Origin of the sequence: Pseudomonas sp. B14(2017) (assembly GCF_002113255.1) — a bacterium.
Taxonomy (GTDB): Bacteria; Pseudomonadota; Gammaproteobacteria; order Pseudomonadales; family Pseudomonadaceae; genus Aquipseudomonas; species Aquipseudomonas putida_Z.
In genome coordinates, this window is the sequence record NZ_NEJY01000001.1 from 354,722 (window position 1) to 378,651 (window position 23,930).

The following is a 23,930-nucleotide window of genomic DNA, read 5'->3' on the forward strand; positions in this document are numbered from 1 at the left end:
TGAATCACGCCGCCAGGCCGGCAGTGATCGGGTGAACAGGTATGAATGATTTACCGATCGAAGGTTTCACGACCCCCAACGAGAACTCGGCGATGGTGCTGCTGGTCGACGACCAGGCCATGATCGGCGAGGCGGTGCGGCGTGGCCTGGCCCATGAAGAGAACATCGACTTCCACTTCTGCGCCGACCCGCACCAGGCGGTGGCCCAGGCCGTGCGCATCAAGCCCACGGTGATCCTGCAGGACCTGATCATGCCTGGCCTGGACGGGCTGACCCTGGTGCGTGAATACCGCAACAACCCGGCGACCCAGGACATCCCGATCATCGTCCTGTCGACCAAGGAAGACCCGCTGGTCAAGAGCGCAGCCTTTGCTGCCGGGGCCAATGATTACCTGGTCAAGCTGCCGGATACCATCGAGCTGGTGGCGCGCATCCGCTATCACTCGCGTTCCTACCTGACCCTGTTGCAGCGCGACGAGGCCTACCGCGCCCTGCGCGTCAGCCAGCAGCAACTGCTCGATACCAACCTGATGCTGCAGCGGCTGATGAACTCCGATGGCCTGACCGGGTTGTCCAACCGCCGCCACTTCGACGAGTACCTGGAACTGGAGTGGCGCCGGGCCATGCGTGAGCAGCAGCAGTTGTCGCTGCTGATGATCGACGTGGACTACTTCAAGGCCTACAACGACAGCTTTGGCCACCTGGCCGGTGACGAGGCCTTGCGCCAGGTGGCCGAGGCGATCCGCGGCTCGTGCTCGCGGCCGACCGACCTGCCGGCGCGCTATGGTGGCGAGGAATTCGTCCTGGTATTGCCCAACACCACGCCGGGCGGGGCACGCCTGGTGGCCGAGAAGCTGCGCCAGACCGTGCTCGGCCTGGGCATCCCGCACACCGCGCCGGTGCCCGACTCGTATCTGACCGTGAGCATTGGCCTGGCCACCCAGACTCCGCCCATCGGCAGCCATAGCCGGCAACTGATCTCGGCTGCGGACAAAGGCCTGTACCAGGCCAAGAATGGCGGGCGCAACCAGGTTGGTATCGCCTGACAGGGCCTCATCGCCGGCAAGCCAGCTCCCACAGGTACAGCGTATGCCTGAGACCTGCGCTGTACCTGTGGGAGCTGGCTTGCCGGCGATAGGCCGGGGCAGGCGTTCACCTCATTCTGCCGACACCACTTCTACCGCCCGGCGGGTCTGCCGCCCTGCGGCGGACTCGGTTATACTCGCAGGCTTTTCACCGAATTCGTGCGAGTAGCCAGCCCATGGAAATCCAACCGATCCTGAACACCATCAAGGACCTCACCGAGCGTTCCCAGTCCATTCGGGGGTATCTTTGACTACGATCACAAGCATGACCGCCTGATCGAAGTCAACCGCGAGCTGGAAGACCCCAACGTCTGGAACAAGCCCGAGTACGCCCAGGCCCTGGGCCGCGAGCGTGCCATGCTGGCACAGGTCGTCGAGACCCTGGACAAGCTGTCCGGTGGCCTGGCCGACTGCCAGGACCTGCTCGACATGGCCGTCGAAGAAAATGACGAAGGCGCCGTCGGCGACGTCGTGACCGAACTGGAAGGCCTGGAAGAAAAACTGGCCCAGCTCGAGTTCCGTCGCATGTTCAGCGGCGAGATGGACATGAACAACGCCTACCTGGACATCCAGGCCGGCTCCGGTGGTACCGAGGCGCAGGACTGGGCCAACATCCTGCTGCGCATGTACCTGCGCTGGGCCGACAAGCGTGGTTTCGATGCCACCATCATCGAGCTTTCCGAAGGTGAAGTCGCCGGCATCAAGGGCGCCACCGTGCATATCAAGGGCGAGTACGCCTTCGGCTGGCTGCGCACCGAGATCGGCGTGCACCGCCTGGTACGCAAGAGCCCGTTCGACTCCGGTGCCCGTCGCCACACCTCGTTCTCGGCGGTGTTCGTGTCGCCCGAGATCGACGACAAGGTCGAGATCGAGATCAACCCGGCCGACCTGCGTATCGACACCTACCGTTCCTCCGGTGCCGGTGGTCAGCACGTTAACACCACCGACTCGGCGGTGCGTATTACCCACGTACCGACCAACACCGTGGTGGCTTGCCAGAACGAACGCTCCCAGCACGCCAACAAGGACACCGCCATGAAAATGCTGCGGGCCAAGTTGTACGAGCTGGAAATGCAGAAGCGCAACGCCGCCTCGCAGGCGCTGGAAGACAGCAAGTCGGACATCGGCTGGGGCCACCAGATCCGCTCCTACGTGCTGGATGACTCGCGTATCAAGGACCTGCGTACCGGTGTCGAGCGCAGCGACTGCCAGAAGGTGCTGGACGGCGACCTCGACCAGTACCTGGAAGCGAGCCTCAAGCAGGGGCTGTAAACCGCACACAACCGCCGCGGTACCTGGCCTGGGGCCGGTATCGCGTGCCCTGCCCGAAAGGGGCACCGAACACCTGATGGAAAGAATGACGAAATGAGCGACCTCAAGACCGAAGCGCAAGACCTGCAACAGGAAGAAAACGCCCTGATCGCCCTGCGCAAGGAAAAGCTTGCCGCCGAGCGCGCCAAGGGCAATGCCTTCCCCAATGACTTCCGTCGCGACAGCTACTGCAACGACCTGCAGAAGCAGTATGCGGACAAGACCAAGGAAGAACTGGAAGCTGCAGCGATTCCGGTCAAGGTTGCCGGCCGCATCATGCTCAACCGCGGCTCGTTCATGGTCATTCAGGACATGACCGGCCGTATCCAGGTCTACGTCAACCGCAAGACCCTGCCGGAAGAAACCCTGGCCGCGGTCAAGACCTGGGACCTGGGCGACATCATCAGCGCCGAAGGCACCCTGGCCCGTTCCGGCAAGGGCGACCTGTACGTCGAAATGACCAACGTGCGCCTGCTGACCAAGTCGCTGCGCCCGCTGCCCGACAAGCACCACGGCCTGACCGACACCGAGCAGCGCTACCGCCAGCGTTACGTCGACCTGATGGTCAACGAAGAAACCCGCCACACCTTCCGTGTGCGTTCGCAGGTGATCTCGCACATCCGCAAGTTCCTCATCGAGCGCGACTTCCTCGAAGTCGAGACGCCGATGCTGCAAACCATCCCGGGTGGTGCTGCGGCCAAGCCGTTCGAAACCCACCACAACGCCCTGGACATGGCCATGTTCCTGCGTATCGCGCCGGAGCTGTACCTCAAGCGCCTGGTGGTTGGTGGCTTCGAGAAGGTGTTCGAGATCAACCGCAACTTCCGTAACGAAGGCGTTTCGACTCGTCACAACCCTGAATTCACCATGCTCGAGTTCTACCAGGCCTACGCCGACTACCGCGACAACATGGACCTCACCGAGGAACTGTTCCGCGAGCTGGCGCAGCTGGTACTGGGCACTACCGACGTGCCGTACGGCGACAAGGTGTTCCACTTCGGCGAGCCGTTCGCCCGCCTGTCGGTATTCGACTCGATCCTCAAGTACAACCCGGAGCTGACCGCTGCCGACCTGCAGGACGTCGACCGCGCCCGCGACATCGCCAAAAAGGCCGGTGCCAAGGTGCTGGGCCACGAAGGCCTGGGCAAGCTGCAGGTGATGATTTTCGAAGAGCTGGTCGAGCACAAGCTGGAGCAGCCGCACTTCATCACCGAGTACCCGTTCGAAGTGTCGCCGCTGGCCCGTCGCAACGACGACAACCCGGCTGTTACCGACCGTTTCGAGCTGTTCATCGGTGGCCGCGAGATCGCCAACGCCTACTCCGAGCTCAACGATGCCGAAGACCAGGCCGAGCGCTTCCTGGCCCAGGTGGCCGAGAAGGACGCCGGTGACGACGAAGCCATGCACTACGACGCCGACTTCGTTCGCGCCCTGGAGTACGGCATGCCGCCGACTGCAGGTGAAGGCATCGGCATCGACCGCCTGGTGATGCTGCTGACCAACTCGCCGTCGATCCGCGACGTGATCCTGTTCCCGCACATGCGTCCGCAGGCCTGAGTGAATTGAACGAGCCGCCTTTCGAGGCGGCTTTTTCTTGCCTGAAGCTTTATGTTGTCAGTACCGGCCCTATCGCCGGCAAGCCAGCTCCCACAGGTACTGCACAAGTCCTGAAGGTTGTGGGACCCCTATGGGTGCCAGCTCCCACAGGTACTGCGCAAGTCCTGAAGATTGTGGGCCCCCTGTGGGAGCTGGCTTGCCGGCGATTGGGCCGGTACAGGCTGCAGATGACTTGAACCATGAGGTACACCCCGTGACACCCGCAATGCCTCACCAGGGCGCCGCCGGCATCGCCACCGCCGTCGCCGAAAGCGTGCAATACCAAGGCCGCAAGACTGCCCGTCAGGGCAGCGAGCAGCGTCGCCAACTGATCCTCGACGCCGCCATGCGCATTGTCGTGCGCGATGGCGTACGCGGTGTGCGCCATCGCGCCGTCGCCGCCGAGGCCGGTGTGCCACTGTCGGCCACCACCTACTACTTCAAGGACATCGAGGATCTGCTGACCGATACCTTCGCTCAGTACGTCGAACGCAGCGCCGCCTACATGGCCAAGCTGTGGGCCAATACCGAGGTGGTGTTGCGCCAGTTGCTGGCCGAGGGTGACGGCAGCCCGCAGGCGCGGGCACGCCTGGCTGACGAGGTAGCGCGCATGACAGCCGACTACGTGCAGCGGCAACTGTTGAACCGCCGCGACTTCCTGATGGCCGAGCAGGCCTTCCGCCAGGAGGCGCTGCTGTGCCCGCGCCTGGCTCAACTGGTGTGCGCCCATGAACAGATCCTGCTGCATGGCACCCGCCAATTGCTGCAGGTGGTGGGCTCGCAGCAACCGGAACAGGACGCCCAAATGTTGACGGCGATTATCGAGCAGATGGAATATCAGGGCCTGCTCAAGGATGCGAACGCGCAAGCCGATGGGCAGATGCTCGCTATGCTTAGCCGATACCTGCAGCTGGTGCTGGCATCGGCCTGAGCCGAGACCGACTTTTCAAGGAGAACCTGATGAAAGCCTGGCGTGTGGTGTTGTTGACTTTGTCATTCCTGCTGCTGGGCGGTTGTCTGGTGACCTTCCACGAGCCCTTGCCGAGCAACCAGGCGGCGCCCAAGGCCCTGCTCGGCAAGTGGAGCAGCAAGGACGCCTGGGGCGAGCCGCTGAAGCTGGTGATCAGCCGTAGCGGCGGGGATGCCTACAAGGCAGTGGCCACGGCCAAGGGCAAGGCCCCCGAGGAATACGTGTTCACCGTGTCGCGCCACGGCAACCGCTGGTACCTGTCGGCTGGCGTGCCGAAGCGCCTGGGTGGCAACTTCCTGATCGGCGGTTTCGATATCGTCGACGGCAAGGAACTGGTGGTCTACAACCTGGATGTCGAGCAGGTGCAGCAGGCGGTGGACAAGAAGGAGCTGACCGGGCGCAGCACCGAGGTGCCGGAAGACAACGGCGACGGTGTGCTGATCGACAGCCCGTCGGCGCGGGTGCTGGCGTACCTGGACGACCCGGCCAACTCCGACCTGTTCGTTGAAGTGGCGCGGTTCCAGCGCTCCGGCAAGTAATTACCTGTGCCGGCCTCTTCGCGGGCTTGCCCGCTCCCACAGGTACAGCGCTGCTCTCGACTGTGGCGCCGCTCCTGTGGGAGCGGGCGAGCCCGCGAAGAGGCCGGTACAGGTTTCCTGTACTAGAAAGGAGTCCCCGGTGGACGAATACCAGCAAACCATCCGTGCCCTGTCCGACCGCATCGTTGCGGCACAGACCCCGATCCGGGTTCTGGACGCGGTGAAGTGGGACGACAATATCCGCCAGGGTTTCCTCAAGGCCAAGGGCAAGGAGCCGCCGGCAGTCGACCGTGCCTACTACCAGTCGCGCCCGCTGGCGTTCGACTCCAGCGCGGTCAAGGCCGAGTTCCAGGGCATCGAGCGCGACATCATTCGCCAGCTCGGCCAGTTCAACCCGGTCGGGCAGATCATGAAGCGCATGTGCCGCGAATACCGCATGGTGGTGCGCATGCTCGAAGCGCGCGGCACCGAGGATTTCGGGCTGATCTCCCAGGAACTGTACGGCGCTGCCTCCGATGCCTTCCACGCTGGTGATCCGACCTTGGCCGACCTCGGCCTGATGCTGTCGGACTACCTGAACAACATCGATGGCCGTGGCGACCTCAAGGACGAACCGAAGAACCTCACCGCCAAGGAGGCCGTGGAAATCCTCCAGCACCGGCTGAACAAGGTGTTCGGCGAGGCCGAGGGGACCATCCGTGTGTTCGAGTCCGACGGCATCGTCGCCGATGCCGCAGCCGGGGCCGACTACATCAAGGTGCGTGCCGACGCCATGTTCAACGCCCGTGACGTGCGCGCCCTGGAGGTGCACGAAGGGCTGGTGCATGTCGGCACCACGCTCAACGGCCTGAACCAGCCGATCTGTACCTTCCTGGCCAAGGGCCCGCCCTCGTCGACGGTGACCCAGGAAGGCCTGGCCATCCTCATGGAGGTGATCGCCTTCGCCTCCTACCCCAGCCGCCTGCGCAAGCTCACCAATCGGACCCGCGCCATCCACATGGTCGAGGAGGGTGCCGATTTCATGCAGATCTACAGCTTCTTCCGCGAGCAAGGGTTCGAGATGGCGCAGAGCTACAGTAACGCCAGCCGGGTGTTCCGTGGGTCGGTGCCCAATGGCCTGCCATTTACCAAGGACTTGTCCTACCTCAAAGGCTTCATCATGGTTTACAACTACATTCAGTTGGCCGTGAAGAAGGGCAAGCTCGAACAGATCCCGTTGCTGTTCTGCGGCAAGACCACCCTGGAAGACATGCGTACCCTGCGACAGCTGGTCGAGGAAGGCCTGGTCGAGCCGCCCAAGTACCTGCCCGAGCAGTTCCGCGACCTCAACGCGCTGTCGGCCTGGATGTGCTTCTCCAACTTCCTCAACCACCTGAGCCTGGACCGCATTGAAGCCGATTACGCGAACATTCTCTGAGTGCTGCCGCCTGCTGGCCCTGGGTTTGATCCTGCTGGGCCTGGGCGGTTGCAGCAGCCTGCTGTTCTATCCCGAGCGCGGCCAGCCGTTCACGCCCGAGCGGGCCAAGCTCGAGTACCGCGATGTCACCTTGACCACTGCTGATGGCATCCGCCTGCACGGCTGGTGGCTGCCGGCCAAGGCCGGGGTCGAGGTCAAGGGCACGGTGCTGCACCTGCATGGCAATGGCGGCAACCTGCCTGGGCACCTGGGCGGCAGCTACTGGCTGCCGGAGCAGGGTTACCAGGTGTTGATGATCGATTACCGCGGCTATGGCCTCTCCCAGGGCGAGCCGAGCCTGCCCGAGGTGTATCAGGACATCGCCGCGGCCATGGCCTGGCTGGAGCAGGCCCCCGAGGTCAAGGGCAAGCCGCTGGTACTGCTGGGGCAGAGCCTTGGCGGGGCCATGGCCATTCACTACCTGGCGGCCCACCCGGAGCAGCGCCAGCGTTTCAGTGCCCTGGTGTTCGACGGTGTGCCGGCCAGTTACCGTGCGGTCGGGCGCTTTGCCCTAAGCACCTCGTGGATGACCTGGCCGCTGCAGGTGCCGCTGTCGTGGCTGGTGCCGGACGGTGACAGCGCGATCCGCTCGATCGAGCAGCTGAGCAGCCCGCCCAAGCTGTTCTTCCACAGCATCGACGACACCCTGGTGCCGATGGACAACGGCATCCGCCTGTACCAGCACGCGCCAGCGCCGCGGGTGCTGCAACTGACCCGTGGTGGCCACGTGCAGACCTTCGCCGACCCGACCTGGCGCCAGGTGATGCTGCGTTTCCTCGACGACCCCAGCCATTTCAACGGCCTGCGGCGGCTGGCCGAAGTACCCAATTACCCTGACGAGAAGAACAAGCAATGAGTGAAGAACGCAACGCCATCCCGCTGATCCTGACCGGTGTCGGCAGCATCATCGTGACGGTGGGGGCCTTGTGGTACTACGGTTACCTGCATTTCGCCAAGCCCGAGGATGCCCTGTTGTTGCAGGACTTCACCATGCTCAAGACCATCCCCGGCGAGGACTACAAGGTCTCGCTGGACCCGGCGCCACAAGTGGCCCAATGCGTCGATGGCGTGCTGGTGCTGTTCGACACCCAGCAGAAAGGCCTGACCGGGGTGCTGGTGGACAACCGCAAGCGCGCGGTGCGTTGCATGGGCGAGGAAACCCCGCAGCAGGTGCAGTGAGCCATTATCTCTGCTGCCTGTGCTGGCCCTTTCGCGGCTGAAGCCGCTCCCACAGGGACTGTGCAAAGCTCAAGATATCTGCTGCCTGAACTGGCCTCTTCGCGGGCACGCCCGCTCCCACAGGGATTGCGCAAAGCTCGAAACTGGCGCCGTACCTGTGGGAGCGGGCAAGCCCGCGAAGAGGCCGGAACAGGCAAAAGAAAGCCCCGCTTCGATCGCGGGGCTTGTCAGTTCAGCTAGCCAGCCTTACTGCTGTACCTGGCTCACCGAGCGCGGCGCCACCGGCTGGTTGTCGTTGGAGATGGTCACCTCCACCCGACGGTTCTGCGCACGCCCCGAATTGCTCGAGTTGTCCGCTACCGGGTACTCCTTGCCATAGCCCTGGGCGACGATGCGCGCCGGGTCGACGCCGGCACGTACCAGTGCCATGCGCACGCTGTTGGCGCGGCGCTCCGACAGGCCCTGGTTGTAGTTGGCCGAGCCGACGCTGTCGGTGTAACCCTCGACGATCACCTTGCGTTCCGGGTTTTCCTGGAGGAACTGCGCCAGCTTGGTGACGTTCGGGTAGGCGTTGCTCTTGAGTTCGGCCTTGTTGAAGTCGAACAGCACGTCACCGAAGGTGACCAGCGTGCCGCGGTCGGTCTGCTTGGCGTTGAGGCTGTCCTGCAGCTTGGCGATCTGTGCGTCGCGGGCGTCCAGCTTGGCCTGGGCGCGCTGGGCCGAGGCGTTCTTCAGTTCGCCTTCGGCGGTGCGCAGGGCGATGGTCTGCTTGGCCACTTCGACGCGCTGGTTGGTCAGGTAGGCCAACTGGTCGACCTTCTTCTCGTCTTCACGGTCCATGTAGGCCTTGTCGGCCTTGTTCAGCCAGTCCTGGGCGTCCTTGGTCTCCAGCGCGGCAACCTTGCTCGATTGCGGGTCGCTCTGCAGCGAGGAGAAGTTGGTGCGGGCCGATTCGAGGTTGGCGTTAGGGTCGTGCGAGCAGGCAGCAAGGCCGACGCTCAGGGCCAGCAGGGCGGGAATCATGACGTAGTTGCGCATAGTGTTCATCCTTTGATCGTGTGCGAAGGCCGAGGTGGGCGGGGCAGGGCTCACTGAGCGCTGCGCAGGCCTTCCTCACGTACGTCCTGAACGCCCTGGCGGGCATCCTGCACGGCCTTCTGGGCCTTGGCCGCCTGGGCCTTGCGTTCGGCGAGGCGGGCGTCCCACTCGGCCTGTTCGGCCAGGCGCCTGGCGTCGTCGTACTTCTTGTCATGCATGGCGATCTCGGCCTGCTTGAACTTGTCCTGTGCCGCTTTCATTTCCACGGCGGCGAACTCGGTGCCGCCAGCGCTGACGGCGGAGTTCACGGCGGACTGGGTGACTGCATACTGCTCGGTGGGCGGGTTGCCCGCACAGCCGGCCAGGACCAGGCTGCTGCCCAAGGCCAGCGCTGCCAGCTTGAACCCGCGCACATGAGTGGATGAGGGTTTGTAGATGCGGGTGTTCTTGGTGGTCAGTTCCATTGGATCACTCCTGTTTACGACGTTGTCCGTAGCAGTCCATCGCTCGTTCCCTGACACGTGCACGCGCTTCAGCTCAACGGTGCACAACGGCAGGTGTGCAGGGTTTTAGCGTGATGGCTATTGGCTGTGACTGGCGCGTTTTTCGGATAGTTCAGAAAAAATCATCCTGAGCGGATAACTATTTCTGACTAATCGGTCAGTGCGATTCGCCCGGAACTTTCGCGGGGCGTAGCGGTATTCCGGGCCTTTGCCAGGCCCGGAGCGGGGGCGGCGGGTTACTTCTCGCTGTCGGCTGCCGGGTTGCTCAGGGCGTGCAGATGCTGTCGCGAAAGTGACAGAAAGCGCGGAGTAGGACCGATGTCCTCGTACAGCGGGTCGCCTTCCTCGTCGGTGGCAATGACCTGGCGGCCTTGCACATAGGGGAAGCTGGCTTCCAGTTCCTCGAGGGCTGCCGCGACCAGCTCACCGAGCAGTTCCTCGGCGGTGCGCTTGGGGTACATGTCGATCAGCGCGGCCAGGCGCGCTTCGGATTCAAGGTCCAGATGCAGGACATGGCCCGTGGGGCTGAGGGTACCGGCGGCATTCTGTTCCCAGTGCTGGGCGAGTTCACGGATTTTCATGATGACCTCTGTTGACGCCTGAAAGGGCTGCATTGCATGGGAGTGTCGTGCTTTCACTTTAGTTTGCTTTGGCCGATCACGGCTTGCCATCGGCGCCTGGCTGTGGGCACTCTTGGGGCGAACACCGCGCACCCCTGTGGGAGCGGGTACACCCGCGAACACCGGCGCAGCCGGTGCCAGGCCCCCCGCTGGATGCTTCGCGGGTGAACCCGCTCCCACAGGGGCTCGCGTAAAGGCTGAAAAGGGATGCAATGCGCCAGAGCCGCGCCGGAGAGAGGGCCAATGACCGATATCGATGTGCGTTTGCGTGAAGATGTCCATGTGTTGGGTGAACTGCTTGGCGATACCATTCGCCAGCAGCATGGCGAGGCGTTCCTGCAGAAGATCGAGGACATCCGCCACAGTGCCAAGGCCGACCGCCGTAGCGCCGGCGAGCAACTGAGCTCGACCCTGGCGGACCTGGCCGATGAAGACTTGCTGCCCGTGGCCAGGGCCTTCAACCAGTTCCTCAACCTGGCCAACATGGCCGAGCAGTACCAGTTGATCCGCCGCCGCGACGCCGACCAGCCCGAGCCGTTCGAGGCCCGGGTGCTGCCCGAGCTGCTGGCGCGCCTGAAGCAGGCCGGGCACAGCAATGATGCCCTGGCCCGGCAATTGGCCAAGCTCGACATCCAGCTGGTGCTCACTGCGCACCCCACCGAAGTGGCCCGCCGCACTCTGATCCAGAAGTACGACGCCATCGCCGGCCAACTGGCTGCCCAGGACCACCGCGACCTGACCCCGGCCGAACGCCAGCAGGTGCGCGAGCGCCTGCGCCGGCTGATCGCCGAGGCCTGGCACACCGAAGAAATCCGCCGCACCCGACCGACGCCGGTGGACGAAGCCAAGTGGGGCTTTGCGGTGATCGAGCATTCGCTGTGGCACGCCATCCCCAGCCACTTGCGCAAGGTCGACAAGGCCCTGCTGGAGGCTACCGGCCTGCGCCTGCCGCTGGAGGCGGCGCCGATCCGCTTCGCCTCGTGGATGGGCGGTGACCGTGATGGCAACCCCAACGTGACCGCAGCGGTCACCCGCGAAGTCCTGCTGCTGGCGCGCTGGATGGCTGCCGACCTGTTCCTGCGCGACATCGATGCGCTGGCGTCCGAGTTGTCCATGCAGCAGGCCGACGATGCCCTGCGCGAGCGGGTCGGCGATAGTGCCGAACCCTACCGTTCGCTGCTCAAGCAACTGCGCGATCGCCTGCGGGCGACGCGCGCCTGGGCGCATTCGGCATTGACCAGCAGCCAGCCGGCCAGCGCCGAGGTGCTGGTGGACAACCGCGACCTGATCGCACCGCTGGAGCTGTGCTACCAGTCCCTGCACGCCTGCGGCATGGGTGTGATAGCCGAAGGCCCGTTGCTCGACTGCCTGCGCCGCGCCGTGACCTTCGGCCTGTTCCTGGGCCGCCTGGACGTGCGCCAGGACGCCGCCCGCCACCGTGATGCGTTGAGCGAGATTACCGACTACCTGGGCCTGGGGCGCTATGCCGACTGGGATGAAGAGCAGCGCATCGAGTTCCTCCAGGCCGAGCTGAAAAACCGCCGGCCACTGCTGCCCGCGCACTTCAAGCCGCAGGCCGATACCGCCGAGGTACTGGCCACCTGCCGGGAAATTGCTGCCGCACCGGCCGCCTCGCTGGGTTCTTACGTCATTTCCATGGCCGGTGCTGCCTCGGATGTGCTGGCGGTGCAGCTGCTGCTGAAGGAGGCCGGCCTGACTCGGCCCATGCGCGTGGTGCCGCTATTCGAGACCCTGGCCGACCTCGACAATGCCGGCCCGGTGATGCAGCGCCTGCTCGGCCTGCCAGGCTACCGCGCCAACCTGCGCGGCCCGCAGGAAGTGATGATCGGCTATTCCGACTCGGCCAAGGACGCTGGTACCACGGCTGCGGCCTGGGCGCAGTACCGGGCCCAGGAAAACCTGGTGCGTATCTGCGCCGAGCACCAAGTCGAGTTGCTGCTGTTCCACGGCCGTGGCGGTACGGTAGGCCGCGGCGGTGGCCCGGCCCACGCGGCGATCCTGTCGCAGCCACCGGGTTCGGTGGCGGGGCGCTTCCGCACCACCGAGCAGGGCGAGATGATCCGCTTCAAGTTCGGCTTGCCGGGCATAGCCGAGCAGAACCTGAACCTGTACCTGGCCGCCGTGCTCGAAGCCACCTTGTTGCCACCGCCACCACCGCAGCCGGCCTGGCGCGAGGTGATGGACCAACTGGCCGCCGATGGCGTCAAGGCCTACCGCGGCGTGGTGCGGGAGAACCCCGATTTTGTCGAGTACTTCCGCCAGTCCACCCCGGAGCAGGAACTGGGGCGCCTGCCGCTGGGCAGCCGCCCGGCCAAGCGCCGCGCCGGTGGCATCGAAAGCCTGCGGGCCATCCCGTGGATCTTCGGCTGGACCCAGACCCGCCTGATGCTGCCGGCCTGGCTTGGCTGGGAAACGGCATTGAACAATGCCCTGGCCCGTGGCCAGGGTGAACTGCTGGCGCAGATGCGCGAGCAATGGCCGTTCTTCCGCACCCGCATCGACATGCTCGAGATGGTGCTGGCCAAGGCCGATGCGCAGATCGCCGAGGCCTACGACGAACGTCTAGTGCAACCGCACCTGCTGCCTTTGGGGGCGCACCTGCGCGACCTATTGTCGCAGTCGTGCCAGGTGGTACTGGGCCTTACCGGGCAGCCGGTGCTACTGGCGCACAGCCCCGAGACGCTGGAATTCATCAGCCTGCGCAATACCTACCTGGACCCGTTGCACCGCCTGCAGGCCGAGTTGCTGGCCCGCTCGCGCAGCCGCGAAGCCGCTCTGGACAGCCCGTTGGAGCAGGCCTTGCTGGTGACTGTGGCGGGTATTGCAGCCGGCCTGCGCAACACCGGCTGAGGGTAGGCCTGGGGCGCACAGGGCAGGTGCCGTGCGGGGGATGCAAGTGGGCGAAGAGGGTGGTTGCGCCGGGCGCAACCGCCTGCCAGGCCAGCCGTAGGTGGCGCATTCCTGCAACTTTGGGACGCTTGTCTGGCTGCCGGGCGCTGTGTATCTTGAGCAGCCTTCTGACCGATTTATGGTCATACCCGATTTTCCGGACTTGGCCCTGGTCGCCGAATCCATTGAATTTCATAAAAAAATTTGAGGAGCACGAGATGCGCGTAATTCTGCTGGGAGCTCCCGGGGCCGGTAAAGGTACTCAGGCAAAGTTCATCACCGAAAAGTTCGGTATCCCCCAGATTTCCACCGGTGACATGCTGCGTGCCGCCGTCAAGGCCGGTACCCCGCTGGGACTGGAACTGAAGAAAGTCATGGATGCCGGCCAGCTGGTCTCCGACGAGTTGATCATCAGCCTGGTCAAGGAGCGCATCGCCCAGCCTGATTGCGCCAAGGGCTGCCTGTTCGACGGCTTCCCACGTACCATCCCGCAAGCCGAAGCCATGGTCGCTGCCGGTGTCGACATCGACGCCGTGGTGGAAATCGCCGTGGACGACGAGGAAATCGTCGGCCGCATGGCTGGCCGCCGCGTGCACCTGGCCTCGGGCCGCACCTACCACATTCAGTACAACCCGCCGAAAGTGGAAGGCAAGGACGACGAGACGGGTGAAGACCTGATCCAGCGTGATGACGACAAGGAAGAAACCGTTCGCCATCGCCTGTCGGTCTACCACAGCCAGACCAAGCCGCTGGTGGACTTCTACCAGAAGCTGTCCGCCGCCAATGCCGGCAAGCCGAAGTACAGCCACATCGAAGGCGTCGGCTCGGTCGAAGCCATCACCGCCAAGGTTCTGGCAGCCCTGAGCTGATCCAGCGCCCGACGCACCTCGACAACGGCCCGCTTGCGGGCCGTTGTTGTTTTGGGGCTGCTTACGCAGCCCATCGCCGGCAAGCCAGCTCCCACCTCGACTGCATCGATTTCAAGCCATGTGCAGTCCCTGTGGGAGCTGGCTTGCCGGCGATGGGCCGCACAGCGGCCCCTTCGGGACACAACGCCGCCGCTGCTCTATACTGCCGCTCTTTTCCCCCTAGTACCTGGATACCCGTTCGATGACCACCCTCCTGGCCCTGGATACCGCCACCGAAGCCTGTTCCGTCGCACTGCTGCATGACGGCAAGGTAACCAGCCATTACGAGGTGATCCCGCGCATGCATGCCCAGAAGCTGCTGCCGATGATCAAGCAGCTGCTGGCCGAGTCCGGCGTGGCGCTGAATGCGCTGGATGCCATCGCCTTTGGCCGTGGCCCGGGCGCGTTCACCGGCGTGCGCATTGCCATCGGTGTGGTCCAGGGCCTGGCCTTCGCCCTGGAGCGCCCGGTTTTGCCGGTGTCCAACCTGGCCGCACTGGCCCAGGGCGCGCTGCGCGAGCATGGCGTGCAGCAAGTGGCGGCCGCCATCGATGCGCGCATGGATGAAGTGTATTGGGGCTGCTATCAGGCCACCGAGGGCGAAATGCGCCTGGTCGGCCAGGAGGCAGTGCTGCCGCCCGAGCAGGTGGCGCTGCCGGCGGGCAGCGCTGGCGAGTGGTTCGGTGCCGGTACCGGTTGGGGCTATGCCGAGCGCCTGGCGGTGCAGGTGGCAGCCAGCAATGCCAGTGCCTTGCCCAACGCCCTGGACATCCTCAGCCTGGCCAGCTTTGCCTGGGAACGCAGCGAGGCGATCGCTGCCGAACAGGCGCAACCGGTCTACCTGCGCGATAATGTAGCGACACCCAAGAAGCGCTGAGTGTTGTTCGTCGGTTATCGCCGATGACACTAAAACCTTTTGCGCGATCTGTGGTCCAGTTATCACTCGAGCATTAGCGATGGAACCCTGATGCTGCTAAATTGCCATCATTGGTTCTGAGTGCTCATGCCATGCGTATCGACGGTTTCTCATCGCAGTCCTACCCGATCAAGCGCACCCCACGCAAGGCAGCGGTGCGTGACGAGGCCATCGATGATGCCGAGGTGATCGAGGAGGTCGAAACCGCCCCTCAGGAAGCCACCGCCCGCCGTCGCAGCGGTGGCCTGCCAGCCCGCCAGCAGGACATGATCTTCCCCCGCGCCCGTGACCGCCGCACCGCTACCGCATTGGCCAGCTACCTGAGCACCGCCGGTTTTACCGACTGGGACATGGAAGTGCTGGGGCTCGACCTGTACATTTAGTGGATGAGTCCATCACCACTGCCTTATTTTCTCGGTTGCCCGTCATGGAGCGAAAACGCCTGGCGCGACTACCTGTATCCCGCCGACGCCAACAGCAGTGAAATGCTCGGCTACTACAGCCAGGTGTTCAACGCCGTCGAGGGCAATACCACTTTCTACGCACGCCCCGCACCCGGCACCATTGCGCGCTGGGCGCAGATCATGCCCGAACACTTCCGCTTCACTGCCAAGTTCCCCCGGGACATCAGCCATGAAGGCGACCTGCGCGATCAGCTGGAACCGGCCTTTGACTTCACCCGCCTGATGGCCCCGCTGGGCCAGCGCGTAGCGCCGTACTGGCTGCAGTTGCCGGCCCAGTTCAGCCCCGCACGGCTGGGCGAGCTTTGCCACTTCCTTGACGAAGTCGGAGTGCCGGTGGCCGTGGAGGTGCGCAACCAGGCCTTCTTCGCCAAGGGTGAAGAAGAGCGGTTGCTCAACCGCCTGCTGCATGAGCGTGGCGTGGAGCGTATCTGCCTTGACCCGCGCGCCTTGTTCAGCTGTACCTCTCGTGACCCCGCCGTGCTGCATGCGCAGGCGAAGAAGCCCAAGGTACCGCCACGCCCGGCAGCCTTCAGCCAGCACCCGCAGGTGCGCTTCATCGGCCACCCGCAGCTGGAGGCCAACGAGGCCTTTCTTACCCCCTGGGTGGACAAGGTCGCCGCCTGGATCGAGGAAGGCCGCAACCCCTACATCTTCCTGCACACCTCGGACAACCGCCTGGCAGCGGCATTGGCCCAGCGCTTTCACCAACGCCTGATGCAGCGCCTGCCGGGCCTTGCCGCGTTGCCGGAATTGCCGCGCACCCCCGAGGTCGAACAACTGGGGCTACTCTGACCTTTCCCTGACTGCCGGAGGTTGAACCATGGATGTGCAAACCCTGCGAGCCGAAGCCTTCAAGGCCCTCCACGAGCGTGACAGCGCCTTCGTCATCCCCAACCCGTGGGATGCCGGCTCGGCCAAGTTGCTGGCCAGCCTGGGCTTCGAGGCGCTGGCCACCACCAGTGCCGGCCTGGCCTTCAGCCTGGGCCGGCCGGACGCCGAAGGCGCCTTGAGCCTGGACGATACCCTTGATAATGCCGGGGAGATCGTCGATGCCACCCCTTTGCCGGTGGCCGCCGACCTGGAGAACGGCTTTGGCGACCTGCCCGAAGATTGCGCCCAGACCATTCTGCGGGCCGCAGAAGTCGGCTTGGTGGGTGGCTCTATCGAGGATGCCAGTGGTCACAGCGATACGCCGATCTATGATTTCGGGTTGGCAGTAGAGCGTGTGCGCGCAGCCGTGCAGGCCGCACGTAGCCTGCCGTTCCCGTTCGCCCTGTGCGCCCGGGCAGAGAACCTGCTGCACGGGCGCATGGACCTGGACGACACCATCCTGCGCCTGCAGGCCTATGCCGAGGCCGGTGCCGATGTGCTCTATGCGCCCGGGCTGCGTACTGTCGAGGAAATCCGCGCGGTGGTGCAGGCCGTCGCGCCGCGGCCGGTGAATGTGCTGATGGGCATGGCGGGCGTGCCGCTGAGCGTCAACCAGTTGCAGGACCTGGGTGTACGCCGCATCAGCGTCGGCTCGTCGCTTGCCCGTGCCGCGTTGGGGGCCTTCCATCGGGCCGCGCTGGAGATTCGCGATGAGGGCACCTTCGGCTACGGTGAGCAGGCGCTGCCGTTCGCCCAACTCAACGACCTGTTCCGCCGTTGATGAGGGCCGTGCTGGCGTTGCTGGCCGGCCTGTCGTTGCTTGCGGGGCTGGCCTGGCACCTGGGTTGGCGGCTGCCCGCCGCGTGGAACCCGTGGGCGCCGCTGGACGTGCGTCAGCCCCCCAACCTGCTGACCCCCTACAAGCTGTCCCGCCTTCGTGATGACCCGACGCTGTGTCGCCTGGCACTTCAAACCAGCCAGCTGCGCTACCGGGCACAAGCCGACAGTTCGGCTGCTGCCGACTGCCCATTGCGGAACGTATGGCGTATCGACGGTGGTCAGGCGCGGCTCGGCGGCAGCTTCCTGGCCAGTTGTCCGTTGGCAGTGGCGTATGCACTGTTCGAAAACCATGGCCTGCAGCCTGTGGCGCAACGGGTGTTGGGGCAGCCGGTGGCTCAGGTCGACCACCTGGGCAGTTTTGCCTGCCGCAATGTCTATCACCGCAAGCAGGGCCGGCTGAGCCAGCACGCCACGGCCGATGCCTTGGACATCAGTGGCTTTCGCCTGCGGGACGGCCAGCGCATCGTCCTTGCGCGGGACTGGCAGGCGGGCGGGCAGAAAGCGGAATTCCTTCGTCAGGTGCAGCAGGCGGCCTGTGACAGCTTCAGCACGGTACTGGGGCCGGACTACAACGCTGCACACCACAACCACTTTCATGTGGACATGGGCCGCTGGCAGATCTGTCGTTGAGCGTGGGCGCGTTCAGGCGTGGGCGCGCACGTTGTTCAGCACCACCGGGCGTGCCCAGTGGATGTCGAACTCCAGGTCGGTCTGCTGCTTGGCCAGGGTGGCGTCATCGAACGGTTCGGGCGCCGGGTCCAGCAGGTTGGTCTCGAACTCGGCGATCGGCAGGAACAGCGAGCGCGGGGTAGGGCCGGGGCCGGGTTCGGCAATCGGGTGACCTTGGCTCATCACTACCGGGCGTAGCCAGCTGTTGCTGATGTCGAGCTGGCGCTGCTGCTCGATCAACTCGACTGTGCTGAACGGCTCGGGGGCGGGCGGCAGCAGGTTGGCTTCGAGTTCTGCCTTGGGCAGGAACAGTGGCTCGGGCGGTGCCACCTCGGTGTCGTGTACCGGGCAGGCACGCTGGGCGTCGATCAGGGCCAGCGCACGGGCGCCGCCGATCGGCTCGCCGCTGCTCTGGTCGTATTGCACGAACGACTGGCTGACGCTGTCTACCGGCTCTTCCTGCTGTTCGGCCATGGCCCGGGCAAAGAAATCCTGCCACAGATGGCTGACGCCCCCGAGTGCCTGGGTGTTGTGCTGACTGTAGTTGCCGACAGGCGACAGGTAGGTCAAGCCGATGGGAAGAGTATCTGACATGGCAGTCGCGCGCGTTGTGCTCTGGCAGAATAGCGGGATATTGCCTGTATCGGCCGAAGTAGCCGATACATTAACGGCTGGGTTCAATTTCTAGGTGTGAATGATGGAAGAGCAGGGCACAGGTATCCGGGTCGAGGCGCTGTCGGCTGAATTCGAGGCGCAAGCTGCTGCGTGGGCACAGCGCCTTGAGTTGCCGCTGCAGGACGATGCTGCCGGGTTTGCCGTGCAGGTGGGCGTTGATGGCTTGCAGATCCAGCAATTGGGCCCGCAGGCCCCGGGGCCGGTGCGGGTCGACTTCGTCGAAGGCCAGGCCGCGCACCGGCGCATGTTCGGTGGTGGCAACGGGCAGATGATCGCCAAGGCGGTGGGCATTGCCCAAGGCGTGCGTCCGCAGGTGCTGGATGCCACTGCCGGGCTGGGCAAGGACGCGTTCGTGCTGGCCAGCCTGGGCTGCCAGATGACCCTTATCGAACGCCAGCCGCTGATTGCCGCGTTGCTGGAGGATGGCCTGGCGCGGGCGCGGTCGGATGAAGAGGTGGGGCCTATCGTGGGGCGCATGCGCCTGCTGACCGGCAACGCCATCGAGCGCATGCGCGCCTGGGAAGGCGAGGCGCCACAGGTGATCTACCTCGACCCGATGTTCCCGCACCGGGACAAGAGTGCGCTGGTGAAGAAGGAAATGCGTGTGTTCCGGCCCTTGGTGGGTGATGACCTGGATGCCCCGGCCCTGCTCGAAGCTGCCCTGGCGCTGGCCAGCCACCGGGTGGTGGTGAAGCGGCCGCGCAAGGCGCCGATCATCGACGGGCCGAAGCCGAGCCACAGCCTGGAGGGCAAGTCGAGCCGGTATGACATTTACCCGAAGAAGGCCCTCAAGGCCTGACCTGAGAGCCTCGGTATCCTGTAGGAGCAACTATCTTATGTTGCCTGTAAGGGCCCTATCGCCGGCAAGCCAGCTCCCACAGGTACTGCTCAGGCCTTGAGGACAGTGCGATCAAGGTGGGAGCCGGCTTGCCGGCGATGGGGCCAGTCCTGGCAGCCTGATGTCTCAGGGCTGGAACGCCCGCAGGAACACACCTACCACCTCGCGCACATGCGCTTCGGCCTCATCCCCTTCCAGCGGCCCCGCGCACCCCAGCAGCAATCGGTAATCCGGTGCGCCCTTGACCAGGCAGAAGAAGTGCTCCGCCGCACGCAGCGGGTTGTCGATGCGCAACAGCCCGCGCTCGTGCGCCCCGCGCAGCAAAGCTTCCATCCCCGCCAGCACGCGCTTGGGCCCGGCTTCGTAGAAGTACTCGCCAAAGCTCGGGTCCAGGCTGCCCTGGGCCATGATCAGGCGGCTGAGCTTGACCGCCTCATCGCTGCTGATCAGCGCCTGGAAGCCACGGGCAATGGTCAGCAGCACCTCTTCCACCGGCGCCCCCTCGGGGTACTCGAACAGCAGGTCGGGCAACTGGATCTGGCAGGTTGCCATGACCGCCGAGGAGAACAGCGTCTGCTTGTCGGTGAAGTGGCTGTATACGGTAAGCTTTGAAACACCTGCCGCCGCAGCGACCGCATCCATGCTGGTGTTGGCGTAGCCAAGGCTGAGGAACAGGGCCTTGGCTGCTTCGAGAATCGCCTCGCGTTTGGCCAGATCCTTGGGCCGGCCCGGGCTGATGGGGGCGTCGTTGGACATTGTGGTCTGCATCTGGTTGAAGAAACACCATCTTAACGGGTCAGGCGCCATCCGGCTAAAGCCTGCGGGCAAAACCTGCTGTTTGTCAGCGAAAAGCTGATCGACAGTGAGGTACGAGATCGAGTGCAACAAAAGCCCAACGCATGGCGAAAAATTGACGGGATCATTTTAGCGTTCGTAAGTTCGCACCATTCGTCGTTTAATTGACTTTTCGTCTGGTGCAGAAATGCGCCGAGGGGAGGGGGCGACAAGTCTAAGTCCTTGATTTTCAGGCCCGGGGCGCGGTAATTGAGGCGCCGATGCACATGCGCCTCGAGGCGCTGCCTTACGGCGCAAGGGCCTGTCAGTCCGCGCGCTGACCTAGACTCCGCTGAAGGGCCTGTAGGAGAAGGCTTACAAGGGGAGGACATGGAGCGTTTTCATGGGAGGCAGGAAGATGATGCCGGACCCTGTAAAAATGATACGCGTGATGCTGATCGATTGTCGGCCTCTGATGCTGCTGGGGCTTCACGACCTGATAAATGCCAGAAAACCCCGTATGGAAGTGAGTGGCCAGGCCACTACCTATACCCATGCACTGGATCTTGCCGATCAATTGCGGCCCGATGTCATTTTCTTCAGCTTTTTTCCAGATGCGCTGGACCCGCTCGGGGTAGTTGCCGAACTCGCGCGCACTGGCGGAATGAAAGTGCTGGTGCTCAAGGGGGTGTACGAGACCGTCCCCGTTGCCCAGGCCATCGAGGCGGGCGCGCTTGGCATCGTGCTGGCCGAGGATTCAACGGAGTCGATTATCCAGGCCATCATCAAAGTCCACCATTGCGACATCAGGCTGGACAGAGCCTGGGTCAGTGGGCTTTCCGGTTATGCCTCGGCCAGGCATATACCGTTCAGGTGCAATCCGGCGCAGGCGAAACATGCACGGCTGACGTTGCGCGAGCGGGAACTCGTTCGCGCCATCGTTGGTGACCCGTCCGCCAAGTACCTGTGCATTGCCGGCCGCCTGGGTATCAGCGAGCACACCGTGCACAATCACCTCAGCAGCATCTATCAGAAGCTCAACCTCACCAACCGCATCGACTTGCTGATGTATGCGGTGCGGCACGGACTCACCGGTGGCGAAGAGCCGCCTGCGTCCACATGGGGGGAGATGGACTGAATGCCCAGTGGCCAGGGCCTTTGGGGGCGAAGCTTGTCGTATCCTGCAAAAGAACACGCTGCGAAGGTAATGCCAGTCAGTTAGCGTCATTGGGGCTGCTGCGCAGCCCATCGCCGGCAAGCCGGGCTCCCACAGGGACCGCGAAAATCTTGAGGTCTGCGCCATACCTGTGGGAGCCGGCTTGCCGGCGATGGGCCGCAAAGCGGCCCCAAATCGCTTAACTGACTGGCATTACGCTGCAAGGGTGGTTTCCAGGCCACCCTCGCAGGTTTTCACGCACGCAATGTTTCAGGCGCTGCCATTGAAGATGTCGTTGTTGACGATATCGACCCCGACCAGGGTGATGGTCGTCGTCTGCCCGCCGGATTCGGCAATGGTCACGATGCTGTCTGCGCCATTGTTGTCGATCGACTGGACGACGGCATTTGGATCGCCATTGAGCACCAGCGTGTCTCGTTGCCCCGCGCCGGCATCGAACCCGCTGACCTGATAGAGGAGCTCATCGGTCGACAGGTCGATGTTGAAGGCATCGCGCTGGCCGGTCGTGCCAACCAGGGTGAAGTCGAACGGTGCGTTGTCCGGCTCGTTGGCGAACAGGTTGGCGTCGAACGTGCTACTCGCGGAGTCGCCATCTTTGTCCGTCAGCGTCGCACTGAACTGCAATTTGACGTCGCTGGCCAGGTTCTCGGTTTCCTTGATGAACTCGATCACCGGGATCTTGATGTCGCCTCGCCCCATCGTCAGTTGAACGGCGTCGATCAGCGCCGAGCCTTCCTTCTGGACCAGGAAGGACACCTGACCACCTGCCTCTGGTGTCAGGGTATTCACCTCGGTCAGGTTCGATGTCGTCCCATCCGCGTAGTAGATCCGGTAGTACAGGTCCTCGGTCGCGGTGTTGTAGCCCGCTACGGAGTTGTCGATGAAGATCTTCATGCCTGTCAACAGCGTCTCAGGGTTGATCACGAAGCTCTCATCGGCGGCGCTGATCGCTGCCAGGTTGTCGCCCTGGAGCAGGTTGTTGGCGACGCCGATACCGGACGTGCTGACGTTCATCGACGCGGGGTCGATATACGACGGCAGGGGATTGGTCTGTAGCGCGGCTTCGGTCGGGTCGGGGGCCCCGAGGCCTATGCCGGTGAAGATGTCTGCCGTCGAGGCGAGTGCTTTGGCGGAGAAGAACACGATCTCCTCGGATGCCGATGGAATGGTCGGGTCATTCGTTTTAGGGATCAGCAAGGTGCGCACAGCGTCCGGGCCGCCGGCATCGAGCGAGCCGTCGGCACTGCTGAGCGTGGTGACCGAACTGAAGCCTTGCACCAGGTCCAGTGTATAGCTGCCATTGGCAAAGGCCGTCAGCGTGTAGTCGATCGTGGTGTTGGCCGTTGTGGCGTTATTGTCGAAGTCCCCGGTCAGGGTGCCGGTGAAGTGGAACGCACCATTGGCGTCGGGCGAAGGCGACGTCTCGGTGAGTGTGCCGGTGCCGGTCGTGGTGGTATTGTCTGGCCTGACCAGCGTGAACTGGCCACCCACCAGCGAAATGTCCAGACCGGTCGTTCCCAGGCCGTCGGCGCCGATCGTACTGTTCCAGAACCCATATTGCGGCAGGATACTCCCGGTTCCGATCAGGTTGCCGAAGGCAAGTGTGGGTCCATCATCGTGGAACACCAGGTTCTGCCCGATGTTCAGGGTGGCCTGGGCGCTGTCGCCGTCCTTGTCGGTCTTGGTCGCGGTCAAGGTCACCAGGTTGTCGGCGGTCAGGGTCTTCGAGTCATCGGGGTTGTTGGTGTCGGGATGCACGATGGCGCGAAGCTGGTCGAGGGTAACGGAACCGTTGCTGGCGACGCTGACGGTGAACACCAAGTGATTGCCGACGGCCGAACGGCCTTCCACCACGGTGCCATTGAGCGACAGGTTGACTGCCGAGCCGGTAGCCGTGTCGGTCAGGCCGGAGGCGCCGGCCACCACGCCCAGGGCGTAGGTGAGCGTGCCGGCGTCATCGGCACCGAAGGCTGAGGTGAAGTTGGAGGCGAAGCTCTGGGTGGCGTCGGTCGCCAGGAATGTTTCATCGACGGTCAGGACTGGTTCCGTGCCGGTGGTGCTGATGCTCGGGCCGTCATCCTTGAACACCAGGTTCTGGCCGATGTTGAGGGTGGCCTGGGCGCTGTCGCCGTCCTTGTCGGTCTTGGTCGCGGTCAAGGTCACCAGGTTGTCGGCGGTCAGGGTCTTCGAGTCATCGGGGTTGTTGGTGTCGGGGTGCACGACGGCGCGAAGCTGGTCGAGGGTAACCGAACCGTTGCTGGCGACGCTGACGGTGAACACCAAGTGATTGCCGACGGCCGAACGGCCTTCCACCACGGTGCCATTGAGCGACAGGTTGACTGCCGAGCCGGTAGCCGTGTCGGTCAGGCCGGAAGCGCCTGCCACCACGCCCAGGGCGTAGGTGAGCGTACCGGCGCCATCGGCGCCGAAGGCCGAGGTGAAGTTGGCGGCGAAGCTCTGCGTGGCGTCCGTCGTCAGGTCCGTTTCATCGACGGTCAGGACTGGTTCCGTGCCGGTGGTGCTGATGCTTGGGCCGTCATCCTTGAACACCAGGTTTTGGCCGATGTTGAGGGTGGCCTGGGCGCTGTCGCC

Annotated in this window: 23 protein-coding genes; 17 read left to right on the forward strand and 6 right to left on the reverse strand. The window is 64.1% G+C overall.

The window, feature by feature from the left end:
• Positions 1–41 precede the first annotated feature (41 nt).
• The 8 genes from wspR to CAG34_RS01730 all read left to right on the forward strand — a co-directional run bounded on the left by wspR (position 42) and on the right by CAG34_RS01730 (position 8,136).
• Positions 42–1,046 carry a Wsp signal transduction system regulator diguanylate cyclase WspR gene (gene wspR / locus CAG34_RS01700; RefSeq protein WP_085587634.1) on the forward strand — a complete coding sequence of 335 codons (1,005 nt, stop codon included), beginning with the start codon at positions 42–44 and terminating at the stop codon, positions 1,044–1,046.
• A 215-nt stretch (positions 1,047–1,261) separates the two neighbouring features.
• A protein-coding gene (gene prfB, locus CAG34_RS27415; RefSeq protein ID WP_108480361.1) for a peptide chain release factor 2 occupies positions 1,262–2,357 on the forward strand; the annotation gives its coding sequence in 2 pieces (ribosomal slippage) (positions 1,262–1,333 and positions 1,335–2,357; 1,095 coding nt in all).
• A gap of 93 nt (positions 2,358–2,450) precedes the next feature.
• A complete protein-coding gene (gene lysS, locus CAG34_RS01705; RefSeq protein ID WP_013971217.1) occupies positions 2,451–3,953 on the forward strand; it encodes a lysine--tRNA ligase in 1,503 nt (500 codons plus the stop codon).
• A gap of 265 nt (positions 3,954–4,218) precedes the next feature.
• A complete protein-coding gene (locus CAG34_RS01710; RefSeq protein WP_025337938.1) occupies positions 4,219–4,923 on the forward strand; it encodes a TetR/AcrR family transcriptional regulator in 705 nt (234 codons plus the stop codon).
• A gap of 29 nt (positions 4,924–4,952) precedes the next feature.
• Complete coding sequence (locus tag CAG34_RS01715; protein WP_003258915.1) at positions 4,953–5,501, forward strand: hypothetical protein; 549 nt, start codon at positions 4,953–4,955, stop codon at positions 5,499–5,501.
• Between the two features lie 139 nt (positions 5,502–5,640).
• Positions 5,641–6,918, forward strand: coding sequence for a flavohemoglobin expression-modulating QEGLA motif protein (locus tag CAG34_RS01720; RefSeq protein ID WP_085587636.1), 1,278 nt, complete (start codon positions 5,641–5,643; stop codon positions 6,916–6,918).
• Positions 6,890–7,813 carry an alpha/beta hydrolase gene (locus CAG34_RS01725; protein WP_025337940.1) on the forward strand — a complete coding sequence of 308 codons (924 nt, stop codon included), beginning with the start codon at positions 6,890–6,892 and terminating at the stop codon, positions 7,811–7,813. The genes CAG34_RS01720 and CAG34_RS01725 overlap by 29 nt, the downstream gene beginning before the upstream one ends.
• Positions 7,810–8,136, forward strand: coding sequence for a hypothetical protein (locus tag CAG34_RS01730; RefSeq protein ID WP_003252219.1), 327 nt, complete (start codon positions 7,810–7,812; stop codon positions 8,134–8,136). Before CAG34_RS01725 ends, CAG34_RS01730 begins: the two co-directional genes overlap by 4 nt.
• 246 nt (positions 8,137–8,382) lie before the next feature.
• Here CAG34_RS01730 and CAG34_RS01735 read toward each other — a convergent pair whose 3' ends face one another.
• From CAG34_RS01735 to CAG34_RS01745, 3 genes are all read right to left on the reverse strand, one after another.
• The gene (locus CAG34_RS01735; RefSeq protein WP_025337942.1) at positions 8,383–9,174 is read right to left on the reverse strand and encodes an OmpA family protein; all 792 of its coding nucleotides are present in this window, start codon (positions 9,172–9,174) and stop codon (positions 8,383–8,385) included.
• A gap of 50 nt (positions 9,175–9,224) precedes the next feature.
• Positions 9,225–9,638, reverse strand: coding sequence for a DUF4398 domain-containing protein (locus CAG34_RS01740; RefSeq protein ID WP_003258911.1), 414 nt, complete (start codon positions 9,636–9,638; stop codon positions 9,225–9,227).
• Between the two features lie 275 nt (positions 9,639–9,913).
• A complete protein-coding gene (locus CAG34_RS01745; RefSeq protein ID WP_013971223.1) occupies positions 9,914–10,258 on the reverse strand; it encodes a type 1 pili tip component in 345 nt (114 codons plus the stop codon).
• Between the two features lie 282 nt (positions 10,259–10,540).
• On the opposite strand from CAG34_RS01745, the gene ppc reads away from it, so the two are divergent.
• The 7 genes from ppc (at position 10,541) to CAG34_RS01780 (ending at position 17,835) form a co-directional block, all read left to right on the forward strand.
• Positions 10,541–13,168, forward strand: a complete 2,628-nt coding sequence (gene ppc / locus CAG34_RS01750; RefSeq protein ID WP_085587638.1) for a phosphoenolpyruvate carboxylase — start codon at positions 10,541–10,543, stop codon at positions 13,166–13,168.
• Between the two features lie 257 nt (positions 13,169–13,425).
• A complete protein-coding gene (gene adk / locus CAG34_RS01755; protein ID WP_003259830.1) occupies positions 13,426–14,076 on the forward strand; it encodes an adenylate kinase in 651 nt (216 codons plus the stop codon).
• 241 nt (positions 14,077–14,317) lie between these two features.
• A complete protein-coding gene (gene tsaB, locus CAG34_RS01760) occupies positions 14,318–14,992 on the forward strand; it encodes a tRNA (adenosine(37)-N6)-threonylcarbamoyltransferase complex dimerization subunit type 1 TsaB (RefSeq protein ID WP_085587640.1) in 675 nt (224 codons plus the stop codon).
• A 131-nt stretch (positions 14,993–15,123) separates the two neighbouring features.
• The gene (locus CAG34_RS01765) at positions 15,124–15,414 is read left to right on the forward strand and encodes a hypothetical protein (RefSeq protein WP_025337946.1); all 291 of its coding nucleotides are present in this window, start codon (positions 15,124–15,126) and stop codon (positions 15,412–15,414) included.
• A gap of 3 nt (positions 15,415–15,417) precedes the next feature.
• Positions 15,418–16,287, forward strand: a complete 870-nt coding sequence (locus CAG34_RS01770; protein ID WP_085587642.1) for a DUF72 domain-containing protein — start codon at positions 15,418–15,420, stop codon at positions 16,285–16,287.
• Positions 16,288–16,315: 28 nt separating this feature from the next.
• Entirely contained in the window at positions 16,316–17,146 is an 831-nt protein-coding gene (locus tag CAG34_RS01775) for an oxaloacetate decarboxylase (RefSeq protein WP_085587644.1), read from the forward strand.
• Complete coding sequence (locus tag CAG34_RS01780) at positions 17,146–17,835, forward strand: extensin family protein (protein ID WP_075043968.1); 690 nt, start codon at positions 17,146–17,148, stop codon at positions 17,833–17,835. Before CAG34_RS01775 ends, CAG34_RS01780 begins: the two co-directional genes overlap by 1 nt.
• Before the next feature lie 12 nt (positions 17,836–17,847).
• On the opposite strand, the gene CAG34_RS01785 is transcribed toward CAG34_RS01780, so the two are convergent.
• Positions 17,848–18,468 (reverse strand): energy transducer TonB, encoded by a 621-nt coding sequence (locus tag CAG34_RS01785; RefSeq protein WP_085587646.1) that lies wholly within the window; start codon positions 18,466–18,468, stop codon positions 17,848–17,850.
• A 103-nt stretch (positions 18,469–18,571) separates the two neighbouring features.
• Between CAG34_RS01785 and CAG34_RS01790 the strand changes: the two genes are divergently transcribed.
• Positions 18,572–19,348 carry a class I SAM-dependent methyltransferase gene (locus tag CAG34_RS01790; protein ID WP_025337951.1) on the forward strand — a complete coding sequence of 259 codons (777 nt, stop codon included), beginning with the start codon at positions 18,572–18,574 and terminating at the stop codon, positions 19,346–19,348.
• Positions 19,349–19,513: 165 nt separating this feature from the next.
• Here CAG34_RS01790 and CAG34_RS01795 read toward each other — a convergent pair whose 3' ends face one another.
• Positions 19,514–20,155: a TetR/AcrR family transcriptional regulator gene (locus CAG34_RS01795; protein WP_085587648.1), complete on the reverse strand. Its 642-nt coding sequence runs from the start codon at positions 20,153–20,155 to the stop codon at positions 19,514–19,516.
• Positions 20,156–20,582: 427 nt separating this feature from the next.
• Between CAG34_RS01795 and CAG34_RS01800 the strand changes: the two genes are divergently transcribed.
• The gene (locus CAG34_RS01800) at positions 20,583–21,299 is read left to right on the forward strand and encodes a response regulator transcription factor (RefSeq protein ID WP_085587698.1); all 717 of its coding nucleotides are present in this window, start codon (positions 20,583–20,585) and stop codon (positions 21,297–21,299) included.
• Between the two features lie 288 nt (positions 21,300–21,587).
• Here the strand turns inward: CAG34_RS01800 and CAG34_RS01805 are convergent.
• A partial coding sequence (locus CAG34_RS01805) for a DUF5801 repeats-in-toxin domain-containing protein (RefSeq protein WP_256573500.1) occupies positions 21,588–23,930 on the reverse strand: 2,343 nt, incomplete at its 5' end.